The sequence below is a fragment of the Spirosoma sp. genome, assembly GCF_026391055.1.
In the GTDB taxonomy this organism is placed as follows: domain Bacteria; phylum Bacteroidota; class Bacteroidia; order Cytophagales; family Spirosomataceae; genus Spirosoma.
In genome coordinates this window covers 205,861-230,762 of record NZ_JAPLET010000026.1, presented here as the reverse complement: position 1 = coordinate 230,762, position 24,902 = coordinate 205,861, and the positions used below count along the sequence as shown (strand labels likewise).

Sequence of the window (24,902 nt, the reverse complement as noted above, 5' to 3'; positions counted from 1 at the left end):
TGCATTTTCTATTCTTAACTCTCCAAAAAGCCAACGCCAACACATACGGTATGTGTTGGCGTTATTCTATGGTTTTGCTGATTTACTCTGCGCTTCGCAAACTCTTCACCGGGTTCATCAAAGCGGCTTTGATACTCTGGAAACTCACCGTGAGTTGGGCAATGCCAATGGCTATCAGGCCCGCCAGCGCAAAGACCCACCACTCAATGTCGATGCGGTAGGCGAAGTCTTTCAGCCATTGGTGCATAGCCCACCAAGCCAGGGGCGAGGCAATTAAAATGGCGATCATGACCAGTTTCAAAAAGTCTTTCGAGAGCAGGACGACGATGTTAGGAACCGAGGCCCCCAGCACTTTGCGAACGCCAATTTCGCGGGTGCGTTGTTCGGCGGTGAACATGGCCAGGCCAAACAACCCCAGGCAGGCGATGAAAATGGCGATAACCGCAAAAGCGTTTGCCAGAGTGCCAATCAGCGTCTCACTTTTGTACTGCTCCCGGAAACTCTCGTCGGCGAATTGGTAGTCGAACGGGTAGGCCGGGTTAAACTGTTTGGCCAGCCGCTCCATGCTCTTGAGCGCCTTTTCGGTCTGACCGGGTTGCGTGCGCACCAGCAGTGTGTTGTTGGTGGAGTCCAGTCGCATGATGAGGGGCTCGATGGCTACCCGCAACGAATTGATATGAAAGTTTTTGATCAGGCCAACGATCTTTCCTGACTTACCCCAGAATTTCAAATCCTGCCCAACGGCGGTTTTCATGCCCATACGCCGGGCCGCTTCTTCATTGACAATATAATTGGTGCTGTCTGTAATCGTACCCTTTGAAAAATCACGGCCATCGAGCAGCTTGATCTTCATGGTCTTGATAAAGTCGTAGCTGATAGGGAGCTGATTAAATAAGGTTTTGTCGCCTTCGGGTTTACCTTTCCACTCAACGCCCGTGGTCGAACTGCCAATCTGCATAGGGTCGTTGCCTGCCGAGGATACCGATTGAATACCCGGTGCCTGTAGAAGTTCTTCCCGGAAAGCGTCGAACCGTTTGGGTAAATCGCCTTCCAGTGTCATGTAAACGACATTTTCGCGGTCTAGCCCAAGATTTTTGGTGCGGATGTAATCGACCTGCCGACCGGCAATCAGGGTGCCAATAATCAGCAATAAGGAGAGGGCAAACTGGAAAACCACTAACCCTTGTCGGAAGAATACGGCTCCCGCAGTAAATCGTAGCGTACCTTTCAAAACCTTTACCGGTTGAAGCGACGATAGAAATAAGGCCGGGTAACTCCCGGAAACAAGGCCGGTGATCAGGGCTAAGCCAAGCAGGGTGAGCCAGTACAGCGGGTTTGCATACTGGATTTCTATGTGTTTCTCCGTTAAGGTGTTGAAGCTCGAAAGCAGCACCTGCACCAGAACAATGGCAATGAGTAGGGAGAAGAGGGCTGTCAGTACGGCTTCTCCAACGAACTGACCGACCAGATACGAACGTTCGGCACCCACCACCTTTCGAATGCCCACTTCCTTGGCGCGTTTGGCCGAGCGGGCCGTAGCCAGATTCATGAAGTTGATGCAGGCAATGATTAGCAGAAAAATAGCCACGATGGTGAAAATTCGGACGTATTCAATCCGCCCGCCATCGGGCTTGCCATTGGTGAATTTCGATTGCAGGTAGGCTTTCTCGTAGGGGAACATGAACGTCGTGATGGTCGTTACGTTCTTGTCGTGCTTTTTGATAAAGTTCAGGATCTTGGCATTTAGAGCGTCGATATCTGTATTTGGATGCAGGAGCGCGTAGGTACGAATGCCGTTGTTGTCCCACTTCTCCAGCCACTTGTTTTCCTTCTCGTAAGGAGCTTCGGGTAGGACGAAATCAAATTTAAGAGAAGACGTTTCTGGAATGTCCCGCACGACACCCGTTACTTTATGATCTTCCTTGTTATCGACCCGAACCATTCGCCCAAGCACATCGGTTCGGCCGAAAAGCTTTTGTGCAGCTTTTTCAGAAATAACGATAGACGTTGGCTCTACAATGGCAGTTTTTGGGTCGCCATGTGCTAGGGGAAAGGAGAATATCTTAAATAAATCCGAGCTCGCGTAGCGGCCCTTTTCTTTATAAGCCTTATCGCCCACAGAAAGCAGGTGCTCTTCTTCCCAGGTCACCTTAACAGTCCGCTCTACTTCCGGAATTTCAGCTTTGAGGGCGAACGCCAGCGGACCGGGTGTGGAGGGGGTGGTGCTGATGTCATTGCCTGTCCACTGCTGGTTCTCCAGCACCGAATAAATGTTCGGGCCGTTAGCGTGTAACTGGTCGATGCTGCGTTCGTCCTGCACCCAGAGCAAAATGAGCAGGCTGCTGGTCATGCCCAGAGCAAGGCCCAGCACATTGATAAAGGAGAAGGTTTTGCTTCGGGTAATGTTGCGCCAGGCGATTTTGATGTAGTTTCGGAACATACTTTCCAGCGGTTGGGGACATGGTTACCCCAATGACGCCGGGAATTTTGTTTCGTTGCGTGTGTAGAGTCCGCACCAGCAAACCGGCGATCTTTCTCGTCTCCTTAACCGGATGGTTTTGGCTGACACTCAGGAGCCGCAATACCTTGCGGCTCTACTCGCTTCTCAACGACTTCACCGGATTTGTCAGGGCCGCTTTGATACTTTGGAAGCTGACGGTCAATAAGGCAATACCAATGGCTAGTATGCCTGCCACCGCAAAGACCCACCACTCAATATCGACTTTGTACATAAAGTTTTGCAGCCATTGATTCATCGCCCACCACGCAATGGGGGAAGCCATCACAATGGCAATCAGTACCAGCTTTAGAAAATCTTTGGAGAGCAGGGCAACGACACTGGCAATCGATGCCCCCAGCACTTTCCGAACGCCAATCTCTTTGGTGCGCTGCTCGGCGGTGAAGGTGGCCAGACCAAACAAACCCAGGCACGAGATGAAAATAGCCAGCAACGCGAAGCAATTAGCCAACTGGCTGACAACTTGTTCGCTCCGGTACAGTTTTGCGTATTCCTGATCGGAAAACTGGTAGGTGAAGGGCGTTTTAGGGTTCAACTCGGTGCAAAGCTTTTCCAGACCCGTGATGGCTTCTTTGATTTGGCCCGCTTCGGTACGGACCAGAATCGTGCCCCATCTGGGTTTAGGGTCCAGTCGAATGATCAATGGCTCAATGGATTGACGCATGGAGTTGAAGTGAAAATCTTTCAGGACGCCAATGATGGTGCCGTGCACTCCCCCCCAGTTCAGCGGCTTACCAATCGGGTTCTTATAGCCGATTTTAGCCAAAGCCGTTTCGTTAATCATGAACCCCAGCGAGTCCGTACCGTAGTCTCTCGAAAAATCCCGCCCTTCCTTCAACTGAAGATTCAGGGTCTTGACAAAGTCGTAGCCAACGGCCGTATTGGCAAAAGCTGTTCTCAAATTCGGGTCTTTTCCCGACCAGCTAATATCATCGACGTGGTGACCAATGCCGGTTGGGGATTCCCGCATGCGGGATACCATCGAAACACCAGCGATCTTCCCCGCTTTTTCTCTGAAGAGGTCGTATTTGACCATTAAATCGCCTTCGATGGGTACATAAACCAAATTCTCGCGGTTAAATCCAAGATTTGCCGTCTGAACATAATTCATCTGTTGGTAAATGACGATTGTGCCAACAATAAGCAAAATCGACAGGCCAAACTGAAAGACAACCAAGCCCTGCCGGAAAAAGGTTGCTCCCGAACTGAATTTTAGGCTGCTTTTTAACACCCGAATGGGATTGAGCGACGATAGAAAGAGCGCCGGATAACTACCCGCTACAAAGCCCGTCAGAAGGAGTAGACCCAATAAACTTATCCAGAAAACAGGGTCATTGACCGGCAACGCCAGCATTTTACCTGTGAGGGTGTTAAAGGCGGGGAGTAGGGTGGCTACCAGTATCAGGGCGACACACATTGACAGGATGGTGAGCAGCATGGCCTCGCCAACAAACTGTCCCATCAACGATAACCGCGCGGCTCCGATCACTTTCCGAACACCCACTTCTTTGGCCCGTTTAGCCGAACGAGCCGTACTCAAGTTCATGAAGTTGATGCAGGCAATGAGCAGAATGAAAATGGCTACGATACTGAACAAACGCACATACTCAATCCGGCCGCCATCCAGATACCCATCTTTAAAGGTCGAGTGAAGGTACTTTTCCGGGTAAGGCTGCAAGCCCAGTTCAACTAGAAAGCCTTTGGTTTTTGGTATGTACCGATACAGAAAATCCTTGATTTTAGCTTCTACGCGAGCCGCGTCGGCTGGCTGCCCCGCGCCATCGGCGCGTAGCTGCACATAGGTGACGGGGTCTGTGCTGCCCCAGGTTTTTGCCCATTCGTTATCCTTGAAGAAGTCGATCCAGGGCCTCAGATAATCAAATTGTACCGACGAGTTAGCGGGTAGGTTTTCGAAGACGGCTGTTATCTGTAAATCTTCTTTGTTTTCGTACCGGATGGATTTACCCATAGCCTTTTCGGGGCTGCCAAAAAACTGTTCGGCCATGTTGCGCGAGATGGCTATGCCGCCCGGACGACTCAGTGCTGTAGCCGGGGTACCCTGCAAGAAGGGATAGCTGAACATCTTGAAAAAATCGGCTCCGGCAAATGTCCCGTTCAGTTTATTGATTTTATCACCAGCTTCGAAGGTGGTACTGTAAGGCCACTCCAGGCTACTGGCATATTGTACTTCAGGAATGGTGTTCTTTAGTTCATCAGCCAGTAAGCCCTGGGTAAAATAGCTGGCATACACTTTTCCATCGAAATGCTGGCGTTCATATATCTGGTATAGATGCTTGTCGTTGGCGTGAAAACCATCTACATTCCGTTCGTCCTGCACCCAGAGTAAAATGAGCAGACTACACGTCATGCCCAGGGTAAGTCCTGCCAAGTTGATGCCAGAGAAAGCTTTGTTGCGAACAAGGTTTCGCCAGGCAATTTTTACGTAGTTGCGGACCATAGTTTTATAAGCGTTGATCTGGGATTTCGGTACTGCCCTTGCCGTCAGATAATTCGTGCGTATGAATACACTAAAGTCATGCCAGTAACGTAAAGACTCTGACAGATAGCTGGTTACGAGGAGTTTGGGCAGGGGAAATGTCCGAATGCGTACTGACATGTACGTATTCGGACAGGGCTTTCCGGCGCAACTTCGGCGGGTTGTTTTTCATGAAGACGCTAAACGGCATCTATTCTAAAACTCTTGTAGTGCGTTTCTCTTGCGAATAGCTTCTTCGGTTCTTGGAATAAAATTTTCTCGTACATTCAATTCCGCTGTGGCCTGGACTTGCTCAATAAATGGACGCAGGTTTTTATTGTAATCCTGAAACGCTCCCTCAAAATTTCCGTTGTGTTTTTGTAAGGCATCTGCCAGAGCGGCTGCCCCTTCCATCGCCAACGATGCACCCATTCCGGCTGCGGGCGACGCGCAGTAACCGGCATCACCCACCAACGCCACTCTACCTTTTGTCCACGATGGCATTTTTATCTGGCAGAATTTATCGAAGTACATTTTGTGCGAGTGCTGCACTTCTTCCAGTAATTCTTCGGTTCGCCAGCCCTGTCCGGCAAACTGTTCCAAAATGATTTTTCGTTGTTGGTCGATAGCACGATAATCATAAGGAATCTCGGTTTCAGAAAAGAAACTAAAAATTACGTCGGTTTTATTGTTGTATGCATTCAGTGTAATGGCCTTATCCGGCACATTATATAACTGCATCGTTCTTTCATTTATTAACAATTTATTGACGATGGTGATCGAAAAATAGGCTTTGAGAAAATAACTGTATTCTGTTTCGTGGCCGAACCAGATTTTTCGTACACCCGAATGTGAACCGTCGCAGCCTAACACCAGATCGAATGACCGTTGCGAACCATCCTTAAACGTAGCAGTTATATCGTTTTCTGTTTCACTAAGCGCCGTAATGCTGTTATTGAAGCTAAATTCAACTTCGCCTTTTAACTTCTCAATCAGAATAGTTATGAACGTATCCCGTTCAATTTCGATATCATCATTGGGAAGTTCTCCGCGTTGATCTTTCAATACGATCGAACCTGCTGTGCTATCGTCAGCCTGTTTAAATTCAATTAAGTCCACCGTCAATCTGTTCGATGCTAACGGCTCAAAAATGCCCATACGTTTGGCGATGGCTATGGTAGTTCCGCGTATATCAATAGCCGCACCGGCCGTTCGGGGTTCGCTGGCCATTTCAACTACAGTGACCTTATACCCAAGTTTGTTCATCCAATAGGCGGTTGACAGACCGGCTATGCTTGCGCCCGTAACGAGCACTTTTTTTTCATTAAACGAGTCCATTGCTTTGTGATTTTCGTTGGCACAAAGGAACAGCGCGTAGCAGGGTCGGGAAATGCCAATACAAAGTAAGTATTGGACTAATCGCGGTTTTTGTTACGAAAGGTCAATGGAGTCATCTGGGTAAGCTTGGTGAACAACCGCGAAAAATACGGGTAATCATCATACCCTAAATCAGACGCAATTTCTTTCACCGATTTGTCGGAGTGATATAGCAACCGTTTGGCTTCCAGAATGATACGCTGATGTATGTGGTGTGAAACGGAATGACCTGTCGTGTTTTTGACGCATTCGTTCAGGTAAGGCGTAGACAGATGTAGCGTCTGAGCATATTCCGTAGGGCGTTTGAGCGTAGCGTAGTGACGTTCCAGAAGTTTGCGAAAATCTTTGGTAATTGTTTCAACTCGTGAAAGTTTGCCTGCTGACTCAGCTTGCTCCAGATACTGTGAAATAACGAATGCTACCAAGGCGTTGCAACTATCTTTCAACATGGAATGGTATAGTTTATCATTTTCGCGTTCGGATAATTTTGTGCAAAGTGATACCGAGTCTGAAATGATAAAGAGCGTTTCGTTGGCCAAGACGAGCGGTTTGGCGGGTGTGATATCGTCAAGCAGTTTCAGATAAACGGGATTTAGGTTTTCGTTACTGATTGTCAAGGCGCTGACGGTTACATTTTCAGCGGCCAGGGTTCGATGTACCTGATCGGGATGAACGTAGATGACCGTCGGCGATCGTATCACAAGCGTTTGAAAGTCAATTTCAATGGTAATTGTTCCGGTTTCCAGCAGGAAGAACGAATGACCCTCGTGCCGGTGTGCTTGGTAAGCTTCGTCAAAAGAAGTCAACGTTGCTTTATCCACGATGGGTAAATCGGGAAGGTATGTTTTCTCAATGGCAATACCTGCACCAAACTCGTCTACCATAGAGACGACGGGAATGGGTCTGGCCTTATTCTGCATCTTTTCTAAAATTTCTGCGCAAGGTCAGAGGTAACGGATTAAGTTATTTTGCCCATCGAAAGGCTATACGCAGGGTTTATCGGAAGATCTAGTGGTGGGAAAGGGGCGTCGTTGAATGAAAGGCTATTCTTTTGTATGAACAGACCTGATAAAAGCCAAAGATAAAAATACTCAACGATTTTTGGGCTGATGCAGTAGCAGATTTTTAGGGCTATATCTCAACAGAATTAAAAATCGGGGCCGTCCGTTCGATTCAACACCTTTTGTTGGCTCAGCAAAATATATTAATTCTTTTTTTGTCAATACCTTGCCAGATGTTCGCATTTTGTCAATTTATTTATCTGTCCAACTTATGTAACACTTAATACTGATTAAACCAGTGTGCTATATTTTCAGTGGCTCTATCAATCACGCTCGCATCTTCGTAGTACTGAAAATGAATAATTTTATCCTCCCAGATAGCTTTTTTGTTTTTAGTTGGAATGCTATTAAAAATACGCTTTGCGTACTCATAACCACCATCGCTCATTTCGCCGTGGATTAATAATGTTGGTACACGTAGTTCTCGGGAGAAATCCAGTGCATTAAAGTTTAAGGTTTCCCATTCTGACATGGCTGTTACTTCGTTTTTCCAGCCTCCACGAAAACCAAAATAAGGGGCTTTATTTTCCCAGGGATGATACCACTCATAAATAGGTAACTGTGGCAATAGCTGATCGGTACTTGTATTGTCAATGATTTTTATATATTGGACTTCCCTTTTTTTGTCAAACTTTTCTTTGGCAAGCCTGGCTCTTTGTAAATGAGTATTCCAGATAGTTTCGTCACCCAACAAATGAACCATATTTTCTTTAATAAGGTAATTGCCCGAAACTAAACTGATAGCTTTTATTCGTTTGTCTTCTGTAGCAACTGAAATTATTTCGTTTGTTCCATTGCAGATGCCTAACAGAAATAGTTTATTAGTATCTACCTCCTTATTTGAAATCAAATAATCAACAGCCGACTTTATATCTTCTTCTTTTAATTTCAGGCTTTCAAACTGCCTGGGCGTTCCATCACTTTCGCCAAAATTTCGAGCGTCAAAGCAAAGTGTAACAAAACCTAATTTTGCAAGCCTGGTTGCATACTGTATTGGTGACATTTCTTTTACAGAACATATAGGCCCTAAGATTACAACTGCAGGTTTTGGTGATTTTGTGCCGGGATTGCCTAAAAAACCAACTACTCGGGTACCATGGCTTTTGAAGCTTACTTTTTCCAGATTATAATTCATTATGTCGTTTTGGCTAAATGAAAACGTGATAGCCCCAAGAGAGACTATCACATTTAAAAACAGTTGTTTCATTATCTCTTCAAATAGTTAATAACCAATTTAGCAGTTTCTGCACCGCTGCTCCCCTGCTGACCACTGATTAAGTTTCCATCAGCAACGGCAAAAGAACTATAAGGGTTTTTGCCTGTCACGTAATTGGTATTTAATTTCTTAGCTTCATCTTCAATCCGAAAAGGTTGCATTTTCTTCTTGGCCGTTTTATCAACTATATCTTCTTCGGCATTACAAAAGCCTGTCCATTTCTTTCCTTCGGCTAGTAATTTACCGTCGCTTAGTTTTGTTTTTAACAAAATAGATGAGCCATGACAGATGGTTGCCGATGCCTTTCCTGCCTGATAAAACTGGGCAAATAATTTGTGTAGCTTTTCATTATTGTAAAACGTCTGCATGGGTCCCAGGCCGCCGACTACAAAAATTCCATCAAAATTTTCAGCTTTTATTTCATCCAGTTTAACCGTGTTTTCCATCAAAGCAACTGTTTTTGGATGGTGTTTAAAACCTGTACTTATTAGGTCCAGTTCCCTTGCATTAGGACTTTCTGGATCACTCCAGCTGTCAAAAATAATTTTTCCGCCATCGGGCGAAGCAATAGTAACTTCGTAACCAACCTCCTGAAATTCATAAAAAGGTTGTGCTAATTCACTTAGCCAAAACCCAATTGGGTAACCTGTAGTTTCTGACTTTACTTGATTGGATACTACAAAAACGATTCTCATATTTTTATTTGATTTGGCCTGATTACCTGATTGTGCGAAGCTGGTAGCTGTCAAAAAGGTCATTGCGAACGCAGTAAAAATTTCTTTCATCTTATTTTGTTTTTTTACTCGATGTATTTTTTGAATTCCTCAAAACTTTCGGGCATTCGTTTTTTAAAACTGTTAACCAGCGTGCTTTGTAGTAACTTGCCTATTCCTTTTGGTTCTAGAAAAACGGTTTGTGTAAATTTAGTTTTGCCGCTTACATCTTCTACTTTGTAGTTGTGGTGAAATTCTCCCAGATAGATCAGGTTAAACATCATTAGTTTCGAATAATGGGTAAACTCCTGATTTGGGATGACATTTTCGAAATGTACGGTTGCTTTACCAGACCCTTTAAACTTCCCGGTCATTACTGTTCCATTCTTAATTTCGCCTTTCGGTTCGATGGAGACTTCTATGTATAATGTATTCCATTTCAACTGCTCTTGAGGATTGATTAATTTTTCAAATACCTCATCTTTAGGTGCATTTACGAGGACGCTTTCGGTTAGAGTGATCATCTTGATTTAATTTTTTTACTTACAGAAATTCCCGCCGAACTTGCTCTAATAATTGATGTCTGATAGTTACCTAAATTATCTACATACTTAAAAAACCGACCATCGTCGCCAAAACCATCAGTAACATTATGCATTGTGTATAGTCCGTTAACCCTTAATTTTGGATCTGCCGCTTTAAAAAAAAGTAGGTAACTTTCTTTGGGTTGAATGGTTAAGGTTGCATCGGAAAAGATAAAATCAAATGTTTCAGTTAAGGTGGGTATTATGTGTAATGCATCGCCAAGCCTGGCGTCAATCAAATTAGAGACGCCAGCTAACTCAAAATTCTTGATTGCTTTATTGTAACGGGTTTGATCTATCTCGATCGTAGTAACTTTTCCACCGGTTTGCTGCATTGCATAAGACAGCCAGATGGTAGAATGTCCGGAAGATGTGCCAATTTCCAAAACAGATGTAAAATTATTTTCGACAATAAGTTTGTACAACGCTTCGCCGTCGGAATAAGGAATATTCCAATCCTGCCAATGACTTCGTTGATTATCTAAAAAGTCTTTTGTCGTATTCTTGGATGGCATTATTTACATTGAGTTAGTTACAATGCAAATGTAAAAGCCATAATAACTGACTTGTCAGGACAAATGTGAGGATTTTCGGTACTTATCGTAGATATTGTTTCCTGAACTCCATTGGTGAAGCTGACGTGTGTTTTTTGAAGTAGCGAGCAAAGTAACTGCTGTCTTCGAAGCCTAGCCTATTGGTTATTTCAGCTATTGTATCGTCTGAAAACTGTAAAAGTTGTTTAGCTTCCAGCAAAATACGTTCTTTAATAATATCACTTGCTGTTTTGTTGCATACTGATTTGACAATACTATTCAAATTGTGGGCTGTAATATTTAGCTGATTAGCGTATTGAGTTAATGCCCAATTTTTGCCGAAATTTTCATCAACCAGACTTCTGAAACGTTTGAAAAGCACAACCTGATGTGTTGAGGCTGTAAGAATTTGATTAGTGGTATATAAGCTTTGTATCTGTTTTAAAAGAATAAATAATAGCGCCTGAATTGTTTGGCTTGACTTTTCTTTTCGTAGTAGGTTAATGATTGGTTCAAGTTTTAACTTGGCATTATTGTCTATTGTCAAAAAGGGATTTGCATATAGATTGTCGAGGTACACTAGTTCGAAAAGTATATTTTTATTTTGAAATAGCTGAAGAAAATAATGTTCCTCGAATAGGACGCAATAGCCTTTAATATCTTCCCATTCTTCAAACAAATGCAATTGGCCTGGCGAAATGAAGAACAATGTATCTGCTTTTATTTCATAGTCGATGTAATCAATAGTTTGTTTACTATTACCACTTGTAATCCATAAAATCTCATAGAAATTATGCTTATGCGGGAAAACCAAATTGTCAGGTTCTTCCATATCCTCAAATCGATCTATCCAAAAGAAAACGTCTTTATCGGGTTGGTTGATTAGAGATGATATGGAAATTGTTTTAAACATTTTGTAAAGGTAAAGAATACTTTATCTGACGCAAATGCCGGGTCCGGTCTACTCGCTTCGCAGACTTTTTATCGGATTTATCAATGCAGTTTTAATGCTCTGGAAACCAACGGTGAGTAAAGCAATCCCAACCGCTAGTAAACTCGCCAGCATGAACATCCACCACTCAATGTCAATCTTGTAAGTAAAGTTCTGAAGCCATTTGGTCATCGCATACCAGGCAATCGGTGACGCGATGACAATAGCTAGCAGAACTAGTTTTAGGAAGTCTTTAGAGAGAAGTGCGACTATACTACTCACCGATGCCCCAAGCACCTTGCGAACGCCAATTTCTTTGGTCCGCTGCTCGGCACTGAACGTGGCAAGACCGAACAGACCCAGGCACGATATAAGAATAGCCAGCACACCAAAAAAATTAATAAGCCTGTTGACCAATGTTTCACTTCGATATAGTTTTTCGTATGTTTCGTCCAGGAAGTGGTACGTAAACGGATAGCCAGGGTTAAGTTGATGCGTTAGCTGCTCGATGATTGTAAGTGCTTCGGTCATTTTTCCGGGACTTGTCTTTATCAGGAAATCGTTCGTCCATTTAGGGTAGTAGGTCAGTAATAACGGACGAATAGGGTCATGGAACGAACTGGTATGGAAATCCCGCACAACGCCAATGATATGACCTTTGTTGATCTCGGTGCCAACCGGGTTTTTTAGATTCATCATCCGCACGGTCGATTCGTTAACAATGCAGTTCATTGTATCGGCTGGCCCAAAATCATGTCCGGCAACAAACTGGATATCGAGCGTTTTGGCGAAATCGAGCCCCACTTTCATTGTGGTAACGCTACCGTCCCGTTTGGCATCTTTTCCCGGCCAGTTCAGACTGGTCGTACTCCCGATTTGGATGGGAAGCTCGCCCACTGTAGTCACTGAACGAATCGCATTTGATCGTTGCAGCTCCTGTCGAAGCGTTTCCATTTTACCCCGCAACTCACCTTCTACCGGTAGGTGAATGATATTTTGTCGGTCGAGACCTAATTGCTTCGTTCGGATATACGCCATTTGCCGACCGATAATGAGCATACCGATAATGAAGAACAACGACAACGAAAATTGAAAGACGACCAGTGATTTACGGAAGGTAGCACCTGCTGAAACTTTCGCAAAAACTCCCTTAAGAACCTTGGCTGGCTGCATAGCCGATAAAAACAAAGCCGGATAAATACCGGCCAGTAGGCTCGTAACACCAACAAGAATCACTAAATAGAACCAGATCATTGGGGATAAGAGGTCGATAGACAGATGCTTATCAACAACCTGATTGACACCAGGCAATAAGCTGATCACCAGAAGAACGGCGACTATGGCAGCGACTAAATTCAGCAATATTGATTCCCCAAAAAATTGCCCTGCCAGCGCCCAGCGACTAGCGCCCACCACTTTCCGAACACCCACTTCTTTGGCCCGTTTGGCCGAACGGGCCGTGCTCAGGTTCATGAAGTTGACGCAGGCAATAAGCAAGATAAGCAGGCCTACCAGAGTAAACGTTTGCACATAGCTAATACGCCCACCCATTGGTTTACCATTTATATAATTCCCGTATAGATACGTATCGCCAATGGGTTGCAGCACAGGGATTTCCTTATTATCGGGTATATACCGTTTCAGTATACCTTTCATGCTGGCTTCTGCCTGGCTCTGCGTCGTGTTGGGTTTAAGTTTTACATAGGTTAGAAAAGAACGGCTACCCCACGTTTTCATCCAGTCTTCTTCAGAAACTGTAAAGTTGACAATCCAGTCGAACTGAACGGATAAGTTGGCTGGAACATTATCGATGACCGCGCCAATACGGTAATATTTATCGTTGTTAAGTCGAAGCGTCTGTCCTACCGCGTCGATACGTCCAAAAAGCGTCTGGGCTGTATTTCGAGTGATAATAATGCTGTTCGGTAACTGAATCGCAAGACTAGGGTTACCTTGTAAAACTGGATATTGGAAAATATCGAAAAAGTCTTCGGTTGCATAGATGCCAGTTTTCTTACTGCTTTGCTGACCTGCATTGAGCAGGAAATCGTTGCTCCAAACCGTAAACTTTGTGACTTTTTCAACGGCAGGAATATCTTTTTTGAGTGCTGCCGCCAGTGGGCCTGGCATAATCTCGCTGGTAGAGATACCATCTGTCAGCCGGATAAAGTAAATTCGGTCGCCATCCTTATAGCCCTTATTGACGTTGAATTCATCTAGTACCCATAAGCCAATCAGTAAACTACAGGCCATGCCTATCGACAGGCCAGTGATGTTGATCGCTGAATAGGCTTTGTTCTTGGTAAGGTTTCTGAACGCTATTTTCAGATAATTACGTAGCATAGTCATACTGGTCTGTTTCGGGTAGAATGATTCCTGACGTTTGATGAGAGAAGGACGCAGTAGACTGGGTCGCAGTAGACTGGGCCGCACTAGACTGGGTCGCACTAGACTGGGTCGCACTAGACTTAACACGTCTTTTATGTACCGCCACCGGGCCTGGCGCAGACCCACCGACTCAATTCGTTCGTAGAACAGTTCGTTTAAATCATCTTCCAACTCATCTATTCTATTGGGCGCACAAACGAGATACAGCAGGCGCGTAGCCCAGCGCGGTGGGGACGTTTTCATGACCAGGCCGTGTTTGGAATGGCTTCCCACATCTGATTGCGCAGTTGCCGAACTTCCTGCAATGCCCGCTGTCCAGCTGCCGTAACCGAGTACAACCGCTTTCGCCGTCCACCACGTTCGGTTGTTACACCACCTAGTGCTGATGTCACTAGCCCTTTTTCGGCCAGCCGATTCAGGGCGGAGTGGACGGCACCCAGGTTTACTGAGCGGCTCATTTGCTGCTCAATCTCTGTGACAATAGCCGCTCCATACGCATCTCCCGACCGGATGGCCACTGCCAGTAGTACCACTTCTTCAAACTCGCCCAGGTAGGTCCCCTTCATGGTCGTTCATTAGTTGTGTATATGTATAACAAATGCCCGGCCAAATAACAAAAAGTGCCATTCCGGTTAGAAATGGCACTTTTTGTTGTTACGAAGATTGGTGACTTGTCCGTTTCTGGACACCGGCTGTACGCATCTGGACAGAGAATTCTAGTCGACAGATTTGCTTTTTCCTAGAATTCGGGCGCGGTGCTGGATGCCCCAGTCGCGTAACGCTTCGATAATGCTGTTTAAGGACTGGCTGTATGCCGTTAGTTCATATTCGACTGTAACGGGCATCGTGGCGTAGACACGCCGAACAGCGAATTCATTCATTTCCAGTTCCTTGAGCTCTTTGCTGAGGACTTTGGCCGTTATACCCGAAACTAGCCGCTGCAATTCGCCAAAGCGTCTGGGGCCAGTACTCAGGGCAACGATAATGGGGAGCTTCCACTTGCCGCTCAAAACATAGAGGGCGTCCTGAACAGCTTGCGCGCTCTGTGTACATTCGGCTGCGGAATGGATTGAATGTATACCATTGACAGGTGGAGGGGTTGCTTCAAGAACAGTGCTCATGGATTAAAGATAACAGGCTGGTTTCACAAGGCCATGTAGTATACTAAAGTATAGTGGTATCCTTTAGTATAGTGCTTACCGATAGATAGTGGGTTTGCGTAGGTTTGCTTCCCGAAACATAGCCACCAACGGTTACTGTAAATTGTACATCAAGATGAATTCAAAAGTAATGCGTATTGTAACCATCGTTTTCACCGTTCTGGCTGCTGGCATGGCCATCATGAGTGGTGTTATGAAGCTAACCCAATCGAAAGAAGTTGTTGACACCCTAACGAAAGCGGGGGTGGGCGATAAAGCTATTATTCTGGGCTGTATGGAAATCGGCTTCGCAGCCCTATTCATTTACTCCAAAACGATGAAACTGGGCTTTATCCTGCTCTCCTGCTATTTTGCCGGGGCACTCGCTACTGAGCTATCGCATGGCTCGCCCCTCAACGCATTCGTGCCGTTGGTACTGATCTGGATTGCCGCTTTCCTAAGAGATAAAACGATCTTTTTGCCTGCGTCGGTGGAGTAGTGGAGTGGCAAATTGGTGATTGGTGGAGTGAGTATATTACAGACCGGGATGGTCGATCAAACGGTAGATTAAACGTACTCGGTGACCGGGACTGCACTTATTGTACTCACTCCACTTATTTCACTCTCTTCAATGAAGACATTTACCGGCAAATCCCACAGGTATGTAACCGAGTTTTTTCGCAGATTTTTCAATACGCCTGTTACCACAAATTCCTGCTTACTGCCTGTATAGTTGCTCAGGTTCAGCACTTGTCCAAGTACATCCGTTTTGCCAAAATACTTTAAAGCGTTTTCTTCCGTAATCACCACTGAATTTGGCGCCTTGAGGGATGTTCGGGCATCGCCATACAGCATAGTGAAACCAAACATGGATATCATGGCTGAGTAATCTGCTTCGGCTACTTCCCGAACAAAGTGCTTGTTCCCGCTGGATATAGCGGTCGTGAGCACGTCGAACCGGTAATAATTAGCGACTAAGTCGGGGTATTTTTCTTTCAGCGTTATACCTAGCGGAGCCACCGTTACATCTTCATAGCCCAAGCCGGGCTGTTTCCATTTACTGCGGATGATGTATTGATTAGGGGCATTACGTAATCTGTTATTTATCTGTAATTGGCTCCAGATGTAGCTGCCAATAAGCAGCGTGAACGTCATACCAACGGCTAGACCAATAATGTTGAGCAGTGCATAGAACTTGCACCGGAGCAGATTCCTGATCGCAATTTTAATGTAGTTTCGTAACATGGTCTATAAGTAGCTTAGTTGGGCAAAAAGGTAGCTAAACTACTTATAGACAAGTCGTTAATAATTGTTAAGGTCAGCTCTAGTTACTCGCTTCTCAACGACTTTGCCGGATTTATAAGGGCTGCTTTTACCGCCTGAAAACTGACGGTTAATACGGCAATCGCGATGGTCAGGCCACCAGCCAGGGCAAATACCCACCACGCGATATCGATTTTATAGGCGAAGTCTTTCAGCCATTGGTGCATGGCGTACCAGGCTAGGGGAGAGCCAATAAGCAGGGCAATAATAATTAGCCTGAGGAAGTCCGCCGAAAGCAGTGTAACGATACTGGCAGCGGAAGCCCCCAGCACTTTGCGAACGCCAATCTCTTTGGTGCGTTGCTCGGCTGTGAAGGCGGCTAGTCCAAATAGACCAAGACAGGCAATGAATAGGGCGAAACCCGTAAAAACGCTGAATAAGCTGGCTAGCCGGGCCTCCGATTTGTAGATGCTGTTGAAGGTTTGATCCAGAAAATAATACTCAAACGGCTTCTCGGCGTTGATTTGATGATAGGCCGTTTCAATGCGTCCGACCGTTTGTTGTAAATCAGCGCTAGGTTGAATACGAATGTACAGACTACCCCCGGACGTGGCCATGGCACTGGCGGTATCTTTGGCAACGAAGAGTGCCAGTGGTTCGTTGGAATCGTTGATGTTCGTAAAATAGAAATTACGCATCACACCAACTACTTCGCTCTTCTCCGAGCCAAACGACAACTGCTGGCCCAGTGGTTGCTTGCCGAATCCCATCTTTCGGACGGCTATTTCGTTCAGGACAACCGTATTGGGGGCCGCCAAACGCGTTGGGTCAGGTTTACTTTTCCAGGGAATCTGGAGGGTTTCGGCAAATTGATCGTCTACGGATAATATATGGATGCTGATGTCTTTCTTCGTTGTCGGCGATTGTGTAAAGAAGATGCTTCCCCCTTCTTTGTAGAGCACTGACGATGCAGCCGCTACCCGCTCCACACCCGGTATTTGCCTGAGGTCGTGTTTCAATACACTGTATTGTTGGGTAAGGGAGGCATCTACGGGCAGAACGAGTACGCGGTCTTTATACAATCCTAATTTTCGGTTTTGCAGGTGCTGTACCTGCTGGTAAATCAGAATACTACAGCCAATCAAACCAATGGATACCGTAAACTGAATGACCGTGAAAACCCGGCGAACAGCGGGGCCTCCTTTACTGGTTGTCAGATTGCCTTTTAGCACATTGACCGGGCTAAAAGAAGATAGCAACACGGCCGGGTAGCTTCCGGACAGCAGTACGCAGGTTATCAATAACACCAGTGCCGCCAGTCCGAACGCGGGCGTATACATAAATGACGGGTCGATATCGAGTTGTAAAAGCTGGTAAAACGGTGGTCGAAGGACCTTTACCAACACCAAGGCTAACAGGAAGGCAAATCCCGTAACCAACATCGACTCACCATAAAATTGACCCGCGAGTTCGTTTCGGCCCGCGCCCATTACTTTCCTGACACCCACCTCACGGGCGCGTTGGGTAGCACGGGCGGTGGTTAAGCTCATGTAGTTGATCAACGCCAGCAATAGGATGAGAGCCGCAATGCCCAGAAAGATGTTCAGATAGCGCGAATTGGCTGTATCGCCGAAATTCACACCCAAATGAACACTCGTTAGTGGGTCAATAATATATTGGGTTCCCTGCATATCACCACCCCCGGATGCTTTGATCAATCCAGGCAGTGTGCGAAGTATACGGGCCGTATCGGCTGACGAGTTAAGTAGAAAATAGGTTCGAAATGATCCAGCCTGTACACGCTGATTCATCAAGGCCACCTCATCATCTTTGATGAATTGATTTTGTATTCGTTCAATAGCTGGATGACTCTTAAGGGAAGCCACAAAGTCGAATTGCACGGTCGAGTTCGATGGTGGGTTTTTCAGTACGCCCGTTACCTCAAACTTGAGCTTATTATTATAAGTGATCGTTTTGCCGACGGGATCTTCGTGGCCAAAGTAACGCTCGGCGGTACGCTCTGTCAACAGAACGGTCATCGGTCGAATGAGTGCCGTTTTGGCTGATCCCTCGACTAGTGGGAAGGAGAAAACGGCAAGAAATGACGGATCGGCCAGAATAAATTTATCTTCGAAAAACTTGCGTTCCGGGCTGGTTTTAATTACAATACGCCCCTGCGTTGTGGCAACACGAACTACATCCAATACACCGGCATTCGCTTCCTGAACAGCCGGTCCAAACCGAGCTGACACCCGATCGCTTTGAAGCTCCTGTTCCCCAAATTTCAGTTTAGAGTAAACCCGGAAAATCTGGTCGGCGTTTGCGTGGAAGTGATCGTAGGTTCGTTCGTGAATCACAAACAGCAGAATAAGCAGACTGACCGCAATGCCCAATGCCAATCCACCAATGTTAATGAACGAATACGTCCTGTACTTAACGAGGTTTCTGAAGGCGATGTTGAAGTAATTTCGGAACATAGCTGAGTTTAGAAAAGAAGTTGAGGAATAGTCTGACGATTTACGATCTCTGGCAAACAGCCAGTTGGCAAGAGAGAGTTTAATGAACCCCAATACATCCCGCCAATACCGCCAGCGGGCCCGCCGTTCGCCAACACGCTCGACCTGCCAGTTGAACTCTTCGTGCATGTCGCCCTGCACCTCTTCCAGCCGGTGAGGGGCGCAGACGAGTTTGAGCAGGCGGTCAGCTAAAGGGGGAGGGGGCATAATGAATAATGTAAAATGGAGAATAAAGACTAGTGATTCAGGCGTGTTATTCATTATACATTATCCATTCTTCATTCCGACCGTAGGGAGCGAACCGGGTTCATCAGAGCCGCTTTGATACTCTGGAAACTCACTGTCAGCAACGCAATAGCCAGCGCCAGTAAACCGGCAATGGCGAACATCCACCACTCAATGTCAATGCGATACGCAAAGTCCTCAAGCCATACACTCATGGCCCACCAGGCAAGCGGAACAGCAATGACAATGGCGATCAGGACTAACTGAATAAAATCTTTGGCCAGGAGCTGAATGACGCTGGTAACACTGGCTCCCAGCACTTTGCGAACACCAATTTCGCGGGTGCGTACCTGTGCCGTATAAGCTGCCAGTCCGAACAAGCCCAAACATGAAATGAGGATGGCAATGGACGAAAAGATAGTGAACAGAAGCCCCGTTTGCTGTTCTGTCTTGTAGAGGTTAGTGAATACATCGTCCAGAAACGAGAACTCGAATGGGAAATCGGCATTGTACTGTTTCCAGGACTTTTGGGCCGAAGCTATGGCGTGTTCGGCCTCCTTGCCGGTGGTTTTAATATAGATGGCTCCTAAGTCACGGGGTTCGTAATAGAATATGGCGGGCTCTATTTTTTGCTTCATCGATGCAAAATGGAAGTCCTTTACCACACCAATGATGGTACCGTTATGCTTCCATAGCCGGAACCGTTTGCCAATTGGATTTTCAAGCCGGGCGGCTTTAACCGCTGTTTCGTTCAGGATAAAATGCAGCGAGTCGGCCACGGCCCCGGTGAAATTGGCCCCGTGTTGCAGCTTCATATTGAAGAACGGAATGAAGTCTTTATCGATGGCCACGGTGTGCATCATCATGGTTTCGCCCTGCTCTTTTCCATCCCATTCGTTATCACCGGTTTGGCCGCCTAACTGAACAATATTGCCACCGGCGCGTGTAACGGCCGCTACACCCGGCTGATTTAACAGGTCGGCTTTTACGGCATCGTAGTGCTTGCCCATATCCCGCATGAAAAAAGCGAACACATGCGTTTTGTCGTAACCCAATTCTTTGGATCGGATGTATTGCAGTTGATTATTGATGATAAACGTACCGGCAATCAGGATAACCGAAACCGCAAACTGGACGACAACCAATACCTTGCGAAACGAAGCTTCACTTAGCCGGGCCGATACTTTGCCTTTTAAGGCTTTTAACGGCTCAAACGAAGACAGCAGGATCGCCGGGTAGATACTCGACGCGGCCAGCGTGCCGATGATGGTAAGTCCGATAATCTGCCAGATTTGGTAGTCACCGAAATTGAGCGCAAGTTCTTTGCCCGACAGTTGATTATATAGGGGCAGCAGGGCATAGAGTAGACCAAGGGCCAGCGCTGCAGCCAGCGAGAACAGGAGCGTGGTTTCGACTAGAAACTGCACGAATAACTGACTCCGGGCGGCACCCACAATTTTACGCATACTCACTTCTTTGGAACGCAGCAGGGAGCGGGCTGTCGACAGGTTTACGTAGTTAATACAGGCAATCGCCAAAATCAGCAACGCAATGATGGAGAACATCCTGACCGTTTCGATACCCCCTTCCGTGCCGTCGGCTTTGTATAAATGCATATCGGGCAAGGCTTGCAGCAGGTAGGTGAGGTCGGTATCGTCGGGTTTATTACGCAAGTGAATGGTGCGCAGTTTAGTTGCCAGACTGGCCACTGATGTATTTGGCTGGAGTAATAAATACGTTTCGTACCTGAATTGCGAGAAGTCATTATCCTTGTTTTTTCCATCCTTGTTGCCTTCGTACAGGTTCCTGAAAAACAGAGAGATTGGGAGAAACATATCGCCCTTAATTGACGAGTTTTTTGGAAAGTCCCGGACAATGCCACTTACGGTGAATGTCGTATTGTCGTTAGCAGCCAGTACTTTGCCAACTGGATTCTCATTGCCGAAATAGCGTTTGGCCGTTGTTTCTGTTAGTACAATCGAATGATCATCGGAGAAGGGTTTCGCTGGATTCCCCTGAATCAGCTTGAAGTCGAATACCGAAAACAGGGCAGGGTCAGTAAAGAATGTCTTATTTTCGTTGATAGTCTTTCCCTTGTATTTGAACAAGGTGTACGCATAGTTTCCTGCTAAGCGAACGGCATCTTTGACCTCGGGCGTCTCGCGTTTGGCGAAACCAGCAATGGGTGCAACGGTGGTTGTCCAGATCTGCCGACTGCTGCCGGTGCCCGCCCAGTTTTCGAGCCGATAAATTGACGACGATTGCGTATGGAACCGGTCAAAGCTCAACTCATCCTGAACCCATAGTAAAATGAGAATACCAACGGCCAGCCCGATAGTCAGACCCGAAATGTTGATGAACGAATAAAATTTGTTCTTGGCCAGATTGCGCCAGGCAGTTCTGAAATAGTTGCGGATCATAGCAGGGTTAGCTAATGCGGGTGATAAATATTGATTGACTGATGCGTCTCGTTTAATCGCAAATGAAGGCCTGATAAATCCCAGAACATCCTGCCAGTATCGCCATTTAGCCCGTTGCTCACCAATGCGCTGAACCTGATACGCGAACTCTTCGTGCAAATCGCCTTGCAGCGATTCGAGCCGGTGCGGAGCCACGAACCATTCCAGGAGTCGGTCGGCTAACCGGGGCGGTTCGATGTTTCGGGGTTTCATAAACTGGTAACGGGTTTAAAGGGGTTGACCAGCCGGCTCCATAAACTAACGCGCACTTCCTGAATTTCCTGCAACGTCCGCCGACCATAGGCGGTAACCGTAAATAGCCGTTTCCTCCGACCACCACGTTCGGCGGTGGGTTCGCCCATTTCAGATTTCACCATGCCTTTGTCTTCCAGCCGTTGCAGAGCCGCGTGAATCTGATTCAGACGAACTGACCGGCCTGTCTGCTCAATGATTTCATGGGTGAGCGCCACCCCGTAGGCCTGCCCTTCCAGCACAGCCACGGTGAGCAGCACAATCTCTTCAAACTCGCCCAGGTAGGTCCGTTTCATAGTAGTTCATTAGTTCTATTTTTGCTGAGCAAATGCCCTGCCAGAATATAAAAGCCATCTGAGAAGGCTTTGGGGACATGTTTTATGTTATCTGCTTTTTTATGGTTGTCCAGAATCGGACAAAATCTGTACGGTATAGGACGGGGTTTACCACCGGCATCGGCCGCCCGGCCTAACCGAAGCGTCGGACCGTCCTCTCCTAAAATAGGAGGGGACGGTCACTACTCACTCCGCAACGACTTCACGGGATTTGTCAAGGCGGCTTTTATACTCTGGAAACTCACGGTCACTAACGCGATGCTAATGGCCAGAACACCCGCAAACGCGAAGACCCACCAGTCAAGATCGACTTTGTAGACGAAATCCCTGAGCCACTGATTCATGGCCCACCACGCCAGGGGCGAGGCCAGTACTAAGGCAATAAATACCAACTTCAGGAAGTCTTTGGTGAGCAAGGCTACGATGCTGGCGACCGATGCACCAAGCACTTTGCGAACACCAATCTCTTTGGTACGCTGCTGCGCCGTGAATGTGGCCAGACCGAATAAGCCCATGCACGAAATCAGGATAGCGATGGCCGTAGCTGTATTGACAAGCTGACCCGTTTTTTGTTCTTTCTCATAGAGCTGGGCAATGGAATCGTCCAGAAAGGTGTACTCGAATTTTTTGTCGGGATAGACGGATTTCCAGGTCTGTTCAAGGCTGGCCAGGGTCGTTTTTAAATCACCAACCTGTTTTCCCTGAGTAGCAAGTTTAACCCCAATATTGCGTGCCTGCGGCATGTTGGCAATAAAGACCGGACCAATCTTTTCGTGAAATGACTGCTCATGAAAATCGGCTACCACACCCACAACCGGAAAAGCGTTGTCCTGAAACTTGATGAGCTTGTTAAGCGCATCGGCTGGTTTTTTGAATCCTAACGCTTTGGCATACGTCTCGTTGATGACCAATTCGCGAAGGGAGTCGCTTTTTAGGAAATTCCGGCCAGCCAGAAGTCGAAGCTGATATAGCGGAATAAAATTCTCATCGCCTATCTTGGCTGAAACGTCCATTTCGACGTTTTTTTTCTTGTCCCTGTAGGTCAATTTAGTCACCATAAAGGCCTGTCCCATGGGTGGGAACCACTCCATGGTAACCCGCTCAACACCCGCTAACTGCTTTATTTTCTGTGCCAGTACCGGTCCTTTATCATCACGGCCGGGCCGGATCGACACGATGGCATTCGTTGAGAAACCAAGGTCTTTGTGTCGCATGAAGTTAAGCTGCCGGCTAACCATAAGCGTGCCAATGATAAACACCAGCGACACCGTGAACTGAAAAACAATCAGTCCTTTTCTGAGATACCCTTTCTCCCCGCCGTTCAGGACCGACTGACCCTTCAGGGTCAAGGCGGGCACATACGAAGACAGCATCCAGGATGGATAAAAGCCAGATAGCAGCGAGGTAATTATCGTGACAAAAAGTAAAAAGGTCAACGTTTGCCAGCTAAACAGATTAACCGTTAGTCCCTCGGGCGTTAGGGTTTGGAATAGGCGGAGAATTGGGTTAACAAGGACTAGTGAAATGAGTACGGCAATGAGCGTTAGTAAAGCCGTTTCGCTTAGAAACTGAAAAATTAAATTGGCCCGGCTACTACCCATCACTTTCCGAATGCCGGTTTCCTTGGCACGCATCGCCGATTGTGCCGTGGCTAGATTGATAAAGTTGATAGCGGCTATGAGAAGAATAAACGCGGCTATCGCCATGAGGCCATAGAGCGTGGGCAAATGTGCTTTCCGGGAGTAATTGTCGTCATAATTAACGTTGAAGTGAAGGTCGGACAGGGGTTGCAGGGCGGGAGTAAATTGCAACTCCATATCCTTGGTAAAATGCATCTTGCCGAACCGATGAAGTTGGGCGGTGAACTGCTCGGGTGTGGCCCCCTGAGGCAGTTTGACAAACGCCTGAGAAGCCGACCAGATGTCGGTCCACTGGTCGAGATTGATGCTTTGCCTGAGCTTACTGGCCCGAATTGTAGCGAATGAGATAAAGTCAGTAAAGCCAAAATCGGATGGCTGCGCCCACTCTTTTACAATACCGGCCACGCTAACCCGCACCGAATCTTCATAGATGATCTCTTTACCCAGTATGTGATTGAGGGGAATATTGCCAAAATACGTGTGCGCTTTTTGTTCGGACAAGACAACTTTGAACGGCTCACTCAGCGCCGTTTTGGGATTGCCTGCCAGCCATTGATACCTGAAAATGTCAAAAAACTGCGGGTCTACGACGACTAGTTCACTATGTCGGCTACTCTCGAATCGCTTCGGTTTTTCTTTCTCCGTTGGAATGAGCACATCTGACGAGATATTATGAAAAGCCGCCACCGTTTCTAATCCCGTAATTTCTTCCCGAATGGCTTTCGGAACCGCATTCGGCACAAAGCCCACCGGGTGCTTTTCGCCCGTTTTCCCGTATTGAGATTCGCCTACCAGCCGATAAATACGTTCGCTATCGGGGTGGAAGGTGTCGTAGCTGAGTTCGTAATTGGTAATGAGGTAGATGACCAGACAGGCAGTTATCCCCAGCGTGAGACCAAACAGGTTAATCAGCGTACTGACCTTATGTCGGGTCAGGGTGCGGATCGAGGTTTTGAGGTAGTTGCGAAGCATATTGGAGGATGATAAACCGGGTGAATAATAGTCAGATTGCCGCTTGAGGGCAAAAGGGCGAATGAACCGCAGCACATTGAACCAATAACGCTGCCTTGCTTTTGGAAGGCCCAACCGATGCACATCGCGGGTAAATCGCTCGTATAGATCGCCCTGAATCTCTTCCACTAAGTGGGGAGTGCAGAACCATTCGAGTAGCCGGTCGGCACGGCGGGGTGGTTTCATGGCAGAGGGCATGGGGTAGTGGGCAAAGAGACTATACGGACGTGGGGCAGAGCTGTTAATACCCCTCCCTAGAGGAGAG

Annotated in this window: 18 protein-coding genes; 1 reads left to right on the top strand and 17 read right to left on the bottom strand. The window is 46.7% G+C overall.

Annotated features, from left to right (window positions below; all coding sequences use genetic code 11):
* Positions 1-82 precede the first annotated feature (82 nt).
* From NT073_RS24110 to NT073_RS24055, 12 genes are all read right to left on the bottom strand, one after another.
* The gene (locus NT073_RS24110) at positions 83-2,440 is read right to left on the bottom strand and encodes an ABC transporter permease (RefSeq protein ID WP_297378788.1); all 2,358 of its coding nucleotides are present in this window, start codon (positions 2,438-2,440) and stop codon (positions 83-85) included.
* 154 nt (positions 2,441-2,594) lie between these two features.
* The gene (locus NT073_RS24105) at positions 2,595-4,976 is read right to left on the bottom strand and encodes an ABC transporter permease (RefSeq protein WP_297380267.1); all 2,382 of its coding nucleotides are present in this window, start codon (positions 4,974-4,976) and stop codon (positions 2,595-2,597) included.
* 234 nt (positions 4,977-5,210) lie between these two features.
* Complete coding sequence (locus tag NT073_RS24100; protein ID WP_297378786.1) at positions 5,211-6,332, bottom strand: FAD-dependent monooxygenase; 1,122 nt, start codon at positions 6,330-6,332, stop codon at positions 5,211-5,213.
* 77 nt (positions 6,333-6,409) lie between these two features.
* Positions 6,410-7,291 (bottom strand): AraC family transcriptional regulator, encoded by an 882-nt coding sequence (locus tag NT073_RS24095; RefSeq protein ID WP_297378784.1) that lies wholly within the window; start codon positions 7,289-7,291, stop codon positions 6,410-6,412.
* A 361-nt stretch (positions 7,292-7,652) separates the two neighbouring features.
* Positions 7,653-8,639, bottom strand: a complete 987-nt coding sequence (locus NT073_RS24090) for an alpha/beta hydrolase (protein WP_297378782.1) — start codon at positions 8,637-8,639, stop codon at positions 7,653-7,655.
* Positions 8,639-9,433 carry a type 1 glutamine amidotransferase domain-containing protein gene (locus NT073_RS24085; RefSeq protein WP_297378780.1) on the bottom strand — a complete coding sequence of 265 codons (795 nt, stop codon included), beginning with the start codon at positions 9,431-9,433 and terminating at the stop codon, positions 8,639-8,641. Before NT073_RS24085 ends, NT073_RS24090 begins: the two co-directional genes overlap by 1 nt.
* Positions 9,434-9,447: 14 nt before the next feature.
* Positions 9,448-9,885, bottom strand: coding sequence for an SRPBCC family protein (locus NT073_RS24080; RefSeq protein WP_297378778.1), 438 nt, complete (start codon positions 9,883-9,885; stop codon positions 9,448-9,450).
* Entirely contained in the window at positions 9,882-10,460 is a 579-nt protein-coding gene (locus NT073_RS24075) for a class I SAM-dependent methyltransferase (RefSeq protein WP_297378776.1), read from the bottom strand. The genes NT073_RS24080 and NT073_RS24075 overlap by 4 nt, the downstream gene beginning before the upstream one ends.
* Before the next feature lie 82 nt (positions 10,461-10,542).
* Positions 10,543-11,391: a helix-turn-helix transcriptional regulator gene (locus NT073_RS24070; RefSeq protein WP_297378774.1), complete on the bottom strand. Its 849-nt coding sequence runs from the start codon at positions 11,389-11,391 to the stop codon at positions 10,543-10,545.
* 48 nt (positions 11,392-11,439) lie between these two features.
* A complete protein-coding gene (locus tag NT073_RS24065; RefSeq protein WP_297378772.1) occupies positions 11,440-14,040 on the bottom strand; it encodes an ABC transporter permease in 2,601 nt (866 codons plus the stop codon).
* Positions 14,037-14,363: a helix-turn-helix transcriptional regulator gene (locus tag NT073_RS24060; RefSeq protein WP_297378770.1), complete on the bottom strand. Its 327-nt coding sequence runs from the start codon at positions 14,361-14,363 to the stop codon at positions 14,037-14,039. The genes NT073_RS24065 and NT073_RS24060 overlap by 4 nt, the downstream gene beginning before the upstream one ends.
* Positions 14,364-14,513: 150 nt before the next feature.
* On the bottom strand, positions 14,514-14,918 hold the full coding sequence (locus tag NT073_RS24055; RefSeq protein ID WP_297378768.1) for a helix-turn-helix domain-containing protein: 405 nt from the start codon (positions 14,916-14,918) through the stop codon (positions 14,514-14,516).
* Positions 14,919-15,072: 154 nt separating this feature from the next.
* On the opposite strand from NT073_RS24055, the gene NT073_RS24050 reads away from it, so the two are divergent.
* A complete protein-coding gene (locus NT073_RS24050; RefSeq protein WP_297378766.1) occupies positions 15,073-15,435 on the top strand; it encodes a DoxX family protein in 363 nt (120 codons plus the stop codon).
* Between the two features lie 68 nt (positions 15,436-15,503).
* Here NT073_RS24050 and NT073_RS24045 read toward each other — a convergent pair whose 3' ends face one another.
* From NT073_RS24045 to NT073_RS24025, 5 genes are all read right to left on the bottom strand, one after another.
* Positions 15,504-16,181 (bottom strand): ABC transporter permease, encoded by a 678-nt coding sequence (locus NT073_RS24045; RefSeq protein ID WP_297378764.1) that lies wholly within the window; start codon positions 16,179-16,181, stop codon positions 15,504-15,506.
* Positions 16,182-16,264: 83 nt separating this feature from the next.
* Positions 16,265-18,922, bottom strand: coding sequence for an ABC transporter permease (locus tag NT073_RS24040; protein WP_297378762.1), 2,658 nt, complete (start codon positions 18,920-18,922; stop codon positions 16,265-16,267).
* A gap of 71 nt (positions 18,923-18,993) precedes the next feature.
* Positions 18,994-21,612 carry an ABC transporter permease gene (locus tag NT073_RS24035; protein ID WP_297378760.1) on the bottom strand — a complete coding sequence of 873 codons (2,619 nt, stop codon included), beginning with the start codon at positions 21,610-21,612 and terminating at the stop codon, positions 18,994-18,996.
* The gene (locus tag NT073_RS24030) at positions 21,609-21,947 is read right to left on the bottom strand and encodes a helix-turn-helix transcriptional regulator (protein WP_097124455.1); all 339 of its coding nucleotides are present in this window, start codon (positions 21,945-21,947) and stop codon (positions 21,609-21,611) included. Before NT073_RS24030 ends, NT073_RS24035 begins: the two co-directional genes overlap by 4 nt.
* 221 nt (positions 21,948-22,168) lie before the next feature.
* Entirely contained in the window at positions 22,169-24,823 is a 2,655-nt protein-coding gene (locus tag NT073_RS24025; protein ID WP_297378754.1) for an ABC transporter permease, read from the bottom strand.
* Positions 24,824-24,902: the final 79 nt, after the last annotated feature.

Coding starts and splice junctions, on each gene's coding strand:
- NT073_RS24110 (WP_297378788.1), bottom strand. CDS start 2,440: ATGTTCCGAAACTACATCAAAATCGCCTGGCGCAACATTACCCGAAGC.
- NT073_RS24105 (WP_297380267.1), bottom strand. CDS start 4,976: ATGGTCCGCAACTACGTAAAAATTGCCTGGCGAAACCTTGTTCGCAAC.
- NT073_RS24100 (WP_297378786.1), bottom strand. CDS start 6,332: ATGGACTCGTTTAATGAAAAAAAAGTGCTCGTTACGGGCGCAAGCATA.
- NT073_RS24095 (WP_297378784.1), bottom strand. CDS start 7,291: ATGCAGAATAAGGCCAGACCCATTCCCGTCGTCTCTATGGTAGACGAG.
- NT073_RS24090 (WP_297378782.1), bottom strand. CDS start 8,639: ATGAAACAACTGTTTTTAAATGTGATAGTCTCTCTTGGGGCTATCACG.
- NT073_RS24085 (WP_297378780.1), bottom strand. CDS start 9,433: ATGAAAGAAATTTTTACTGCGTTCGCAATGACCTTTTTGACAGCTACC.
- NT073_RS24080 (WP_297378778.1), bottom strand. CDS start 9,885: ATGATCACTCTAACCGAAAGCGTCCTCGTAAATGCACCTAAAGATGAG.
- NT073_RS24075 (WP_297378776.1), bottom strand. CDS start 10,460: ATGCCATCCAAGAATACGACAAAAGACTTTTTAGATAATCAACGAAGT.
- NT073_RS24070 (WP_297378774.1), bottom strand. CDS start 11,391: ATGTTTAAAACAATTTCCATATCATCTCTAATCAACCAACCCGATAAA.
- NT073_RS24065 (WP_297378772.1), bottom strand. CDS start 14,040: ATGAAAACGTCCCCACCGCGCTGGGCTACGCGCCTGCTGTATCTCGTT.
- NT073_RS24060 (WP_297378770.1), bottom strand. CDS start 14,363: ATGAAGGGGACCTACCTGGGCGAGTTTGAAGAAGTGGTACTACTGGCA.
- NT073_RS24055 (WP_297378768.1), bottom strand. CDS start 14,918: ATGAGCACTGTTCTTGAAGCAACCCCTCCACCTGTCAATGGTATACAT.
- NT073_RS24050 (WP_297378766.1), top strand. CDS start 15,073: ATGAATTCAAAAGTAATGCGTATTGTAACCATCGTTTTCACCGTTCTG.
- NT073_RS24045 (WP_297378764.1), bottom strand. CDS start 16,181: ATGTTACGAAACTACATTAAAATTGCGATCAGGAATCTGCTCCGGTGC.
- NT073_RS24040 (WP_297378762.1), bottom strand. CDS start 18,922: ATGCCCCCTCCCCCTTTAGCTGACCGCCTGCTCAAACTCGTCTGCGCC.
- NT073_RS24035 (WP_297378760.1), bottom strand. CDS start 21,612: ATGAAACCCCGAAACATCGAACCGCCCCGGTTAGCCGACCGACTCCTG.
- NT073_RS24030 (WP_097124455.1), bottom strand. CDS start 21,947: ATGAAACGGACCTACCTGGGCGAGTTTGAAGAGATTGTGCTGCTCACC.
- NT073_RS24025 (WP_297378754.1), bottom strand. CDS start 24,823: ATGAAACCACCCCGCCGTGCCGACCGGCTACTCGAATGGTTCTGCACT.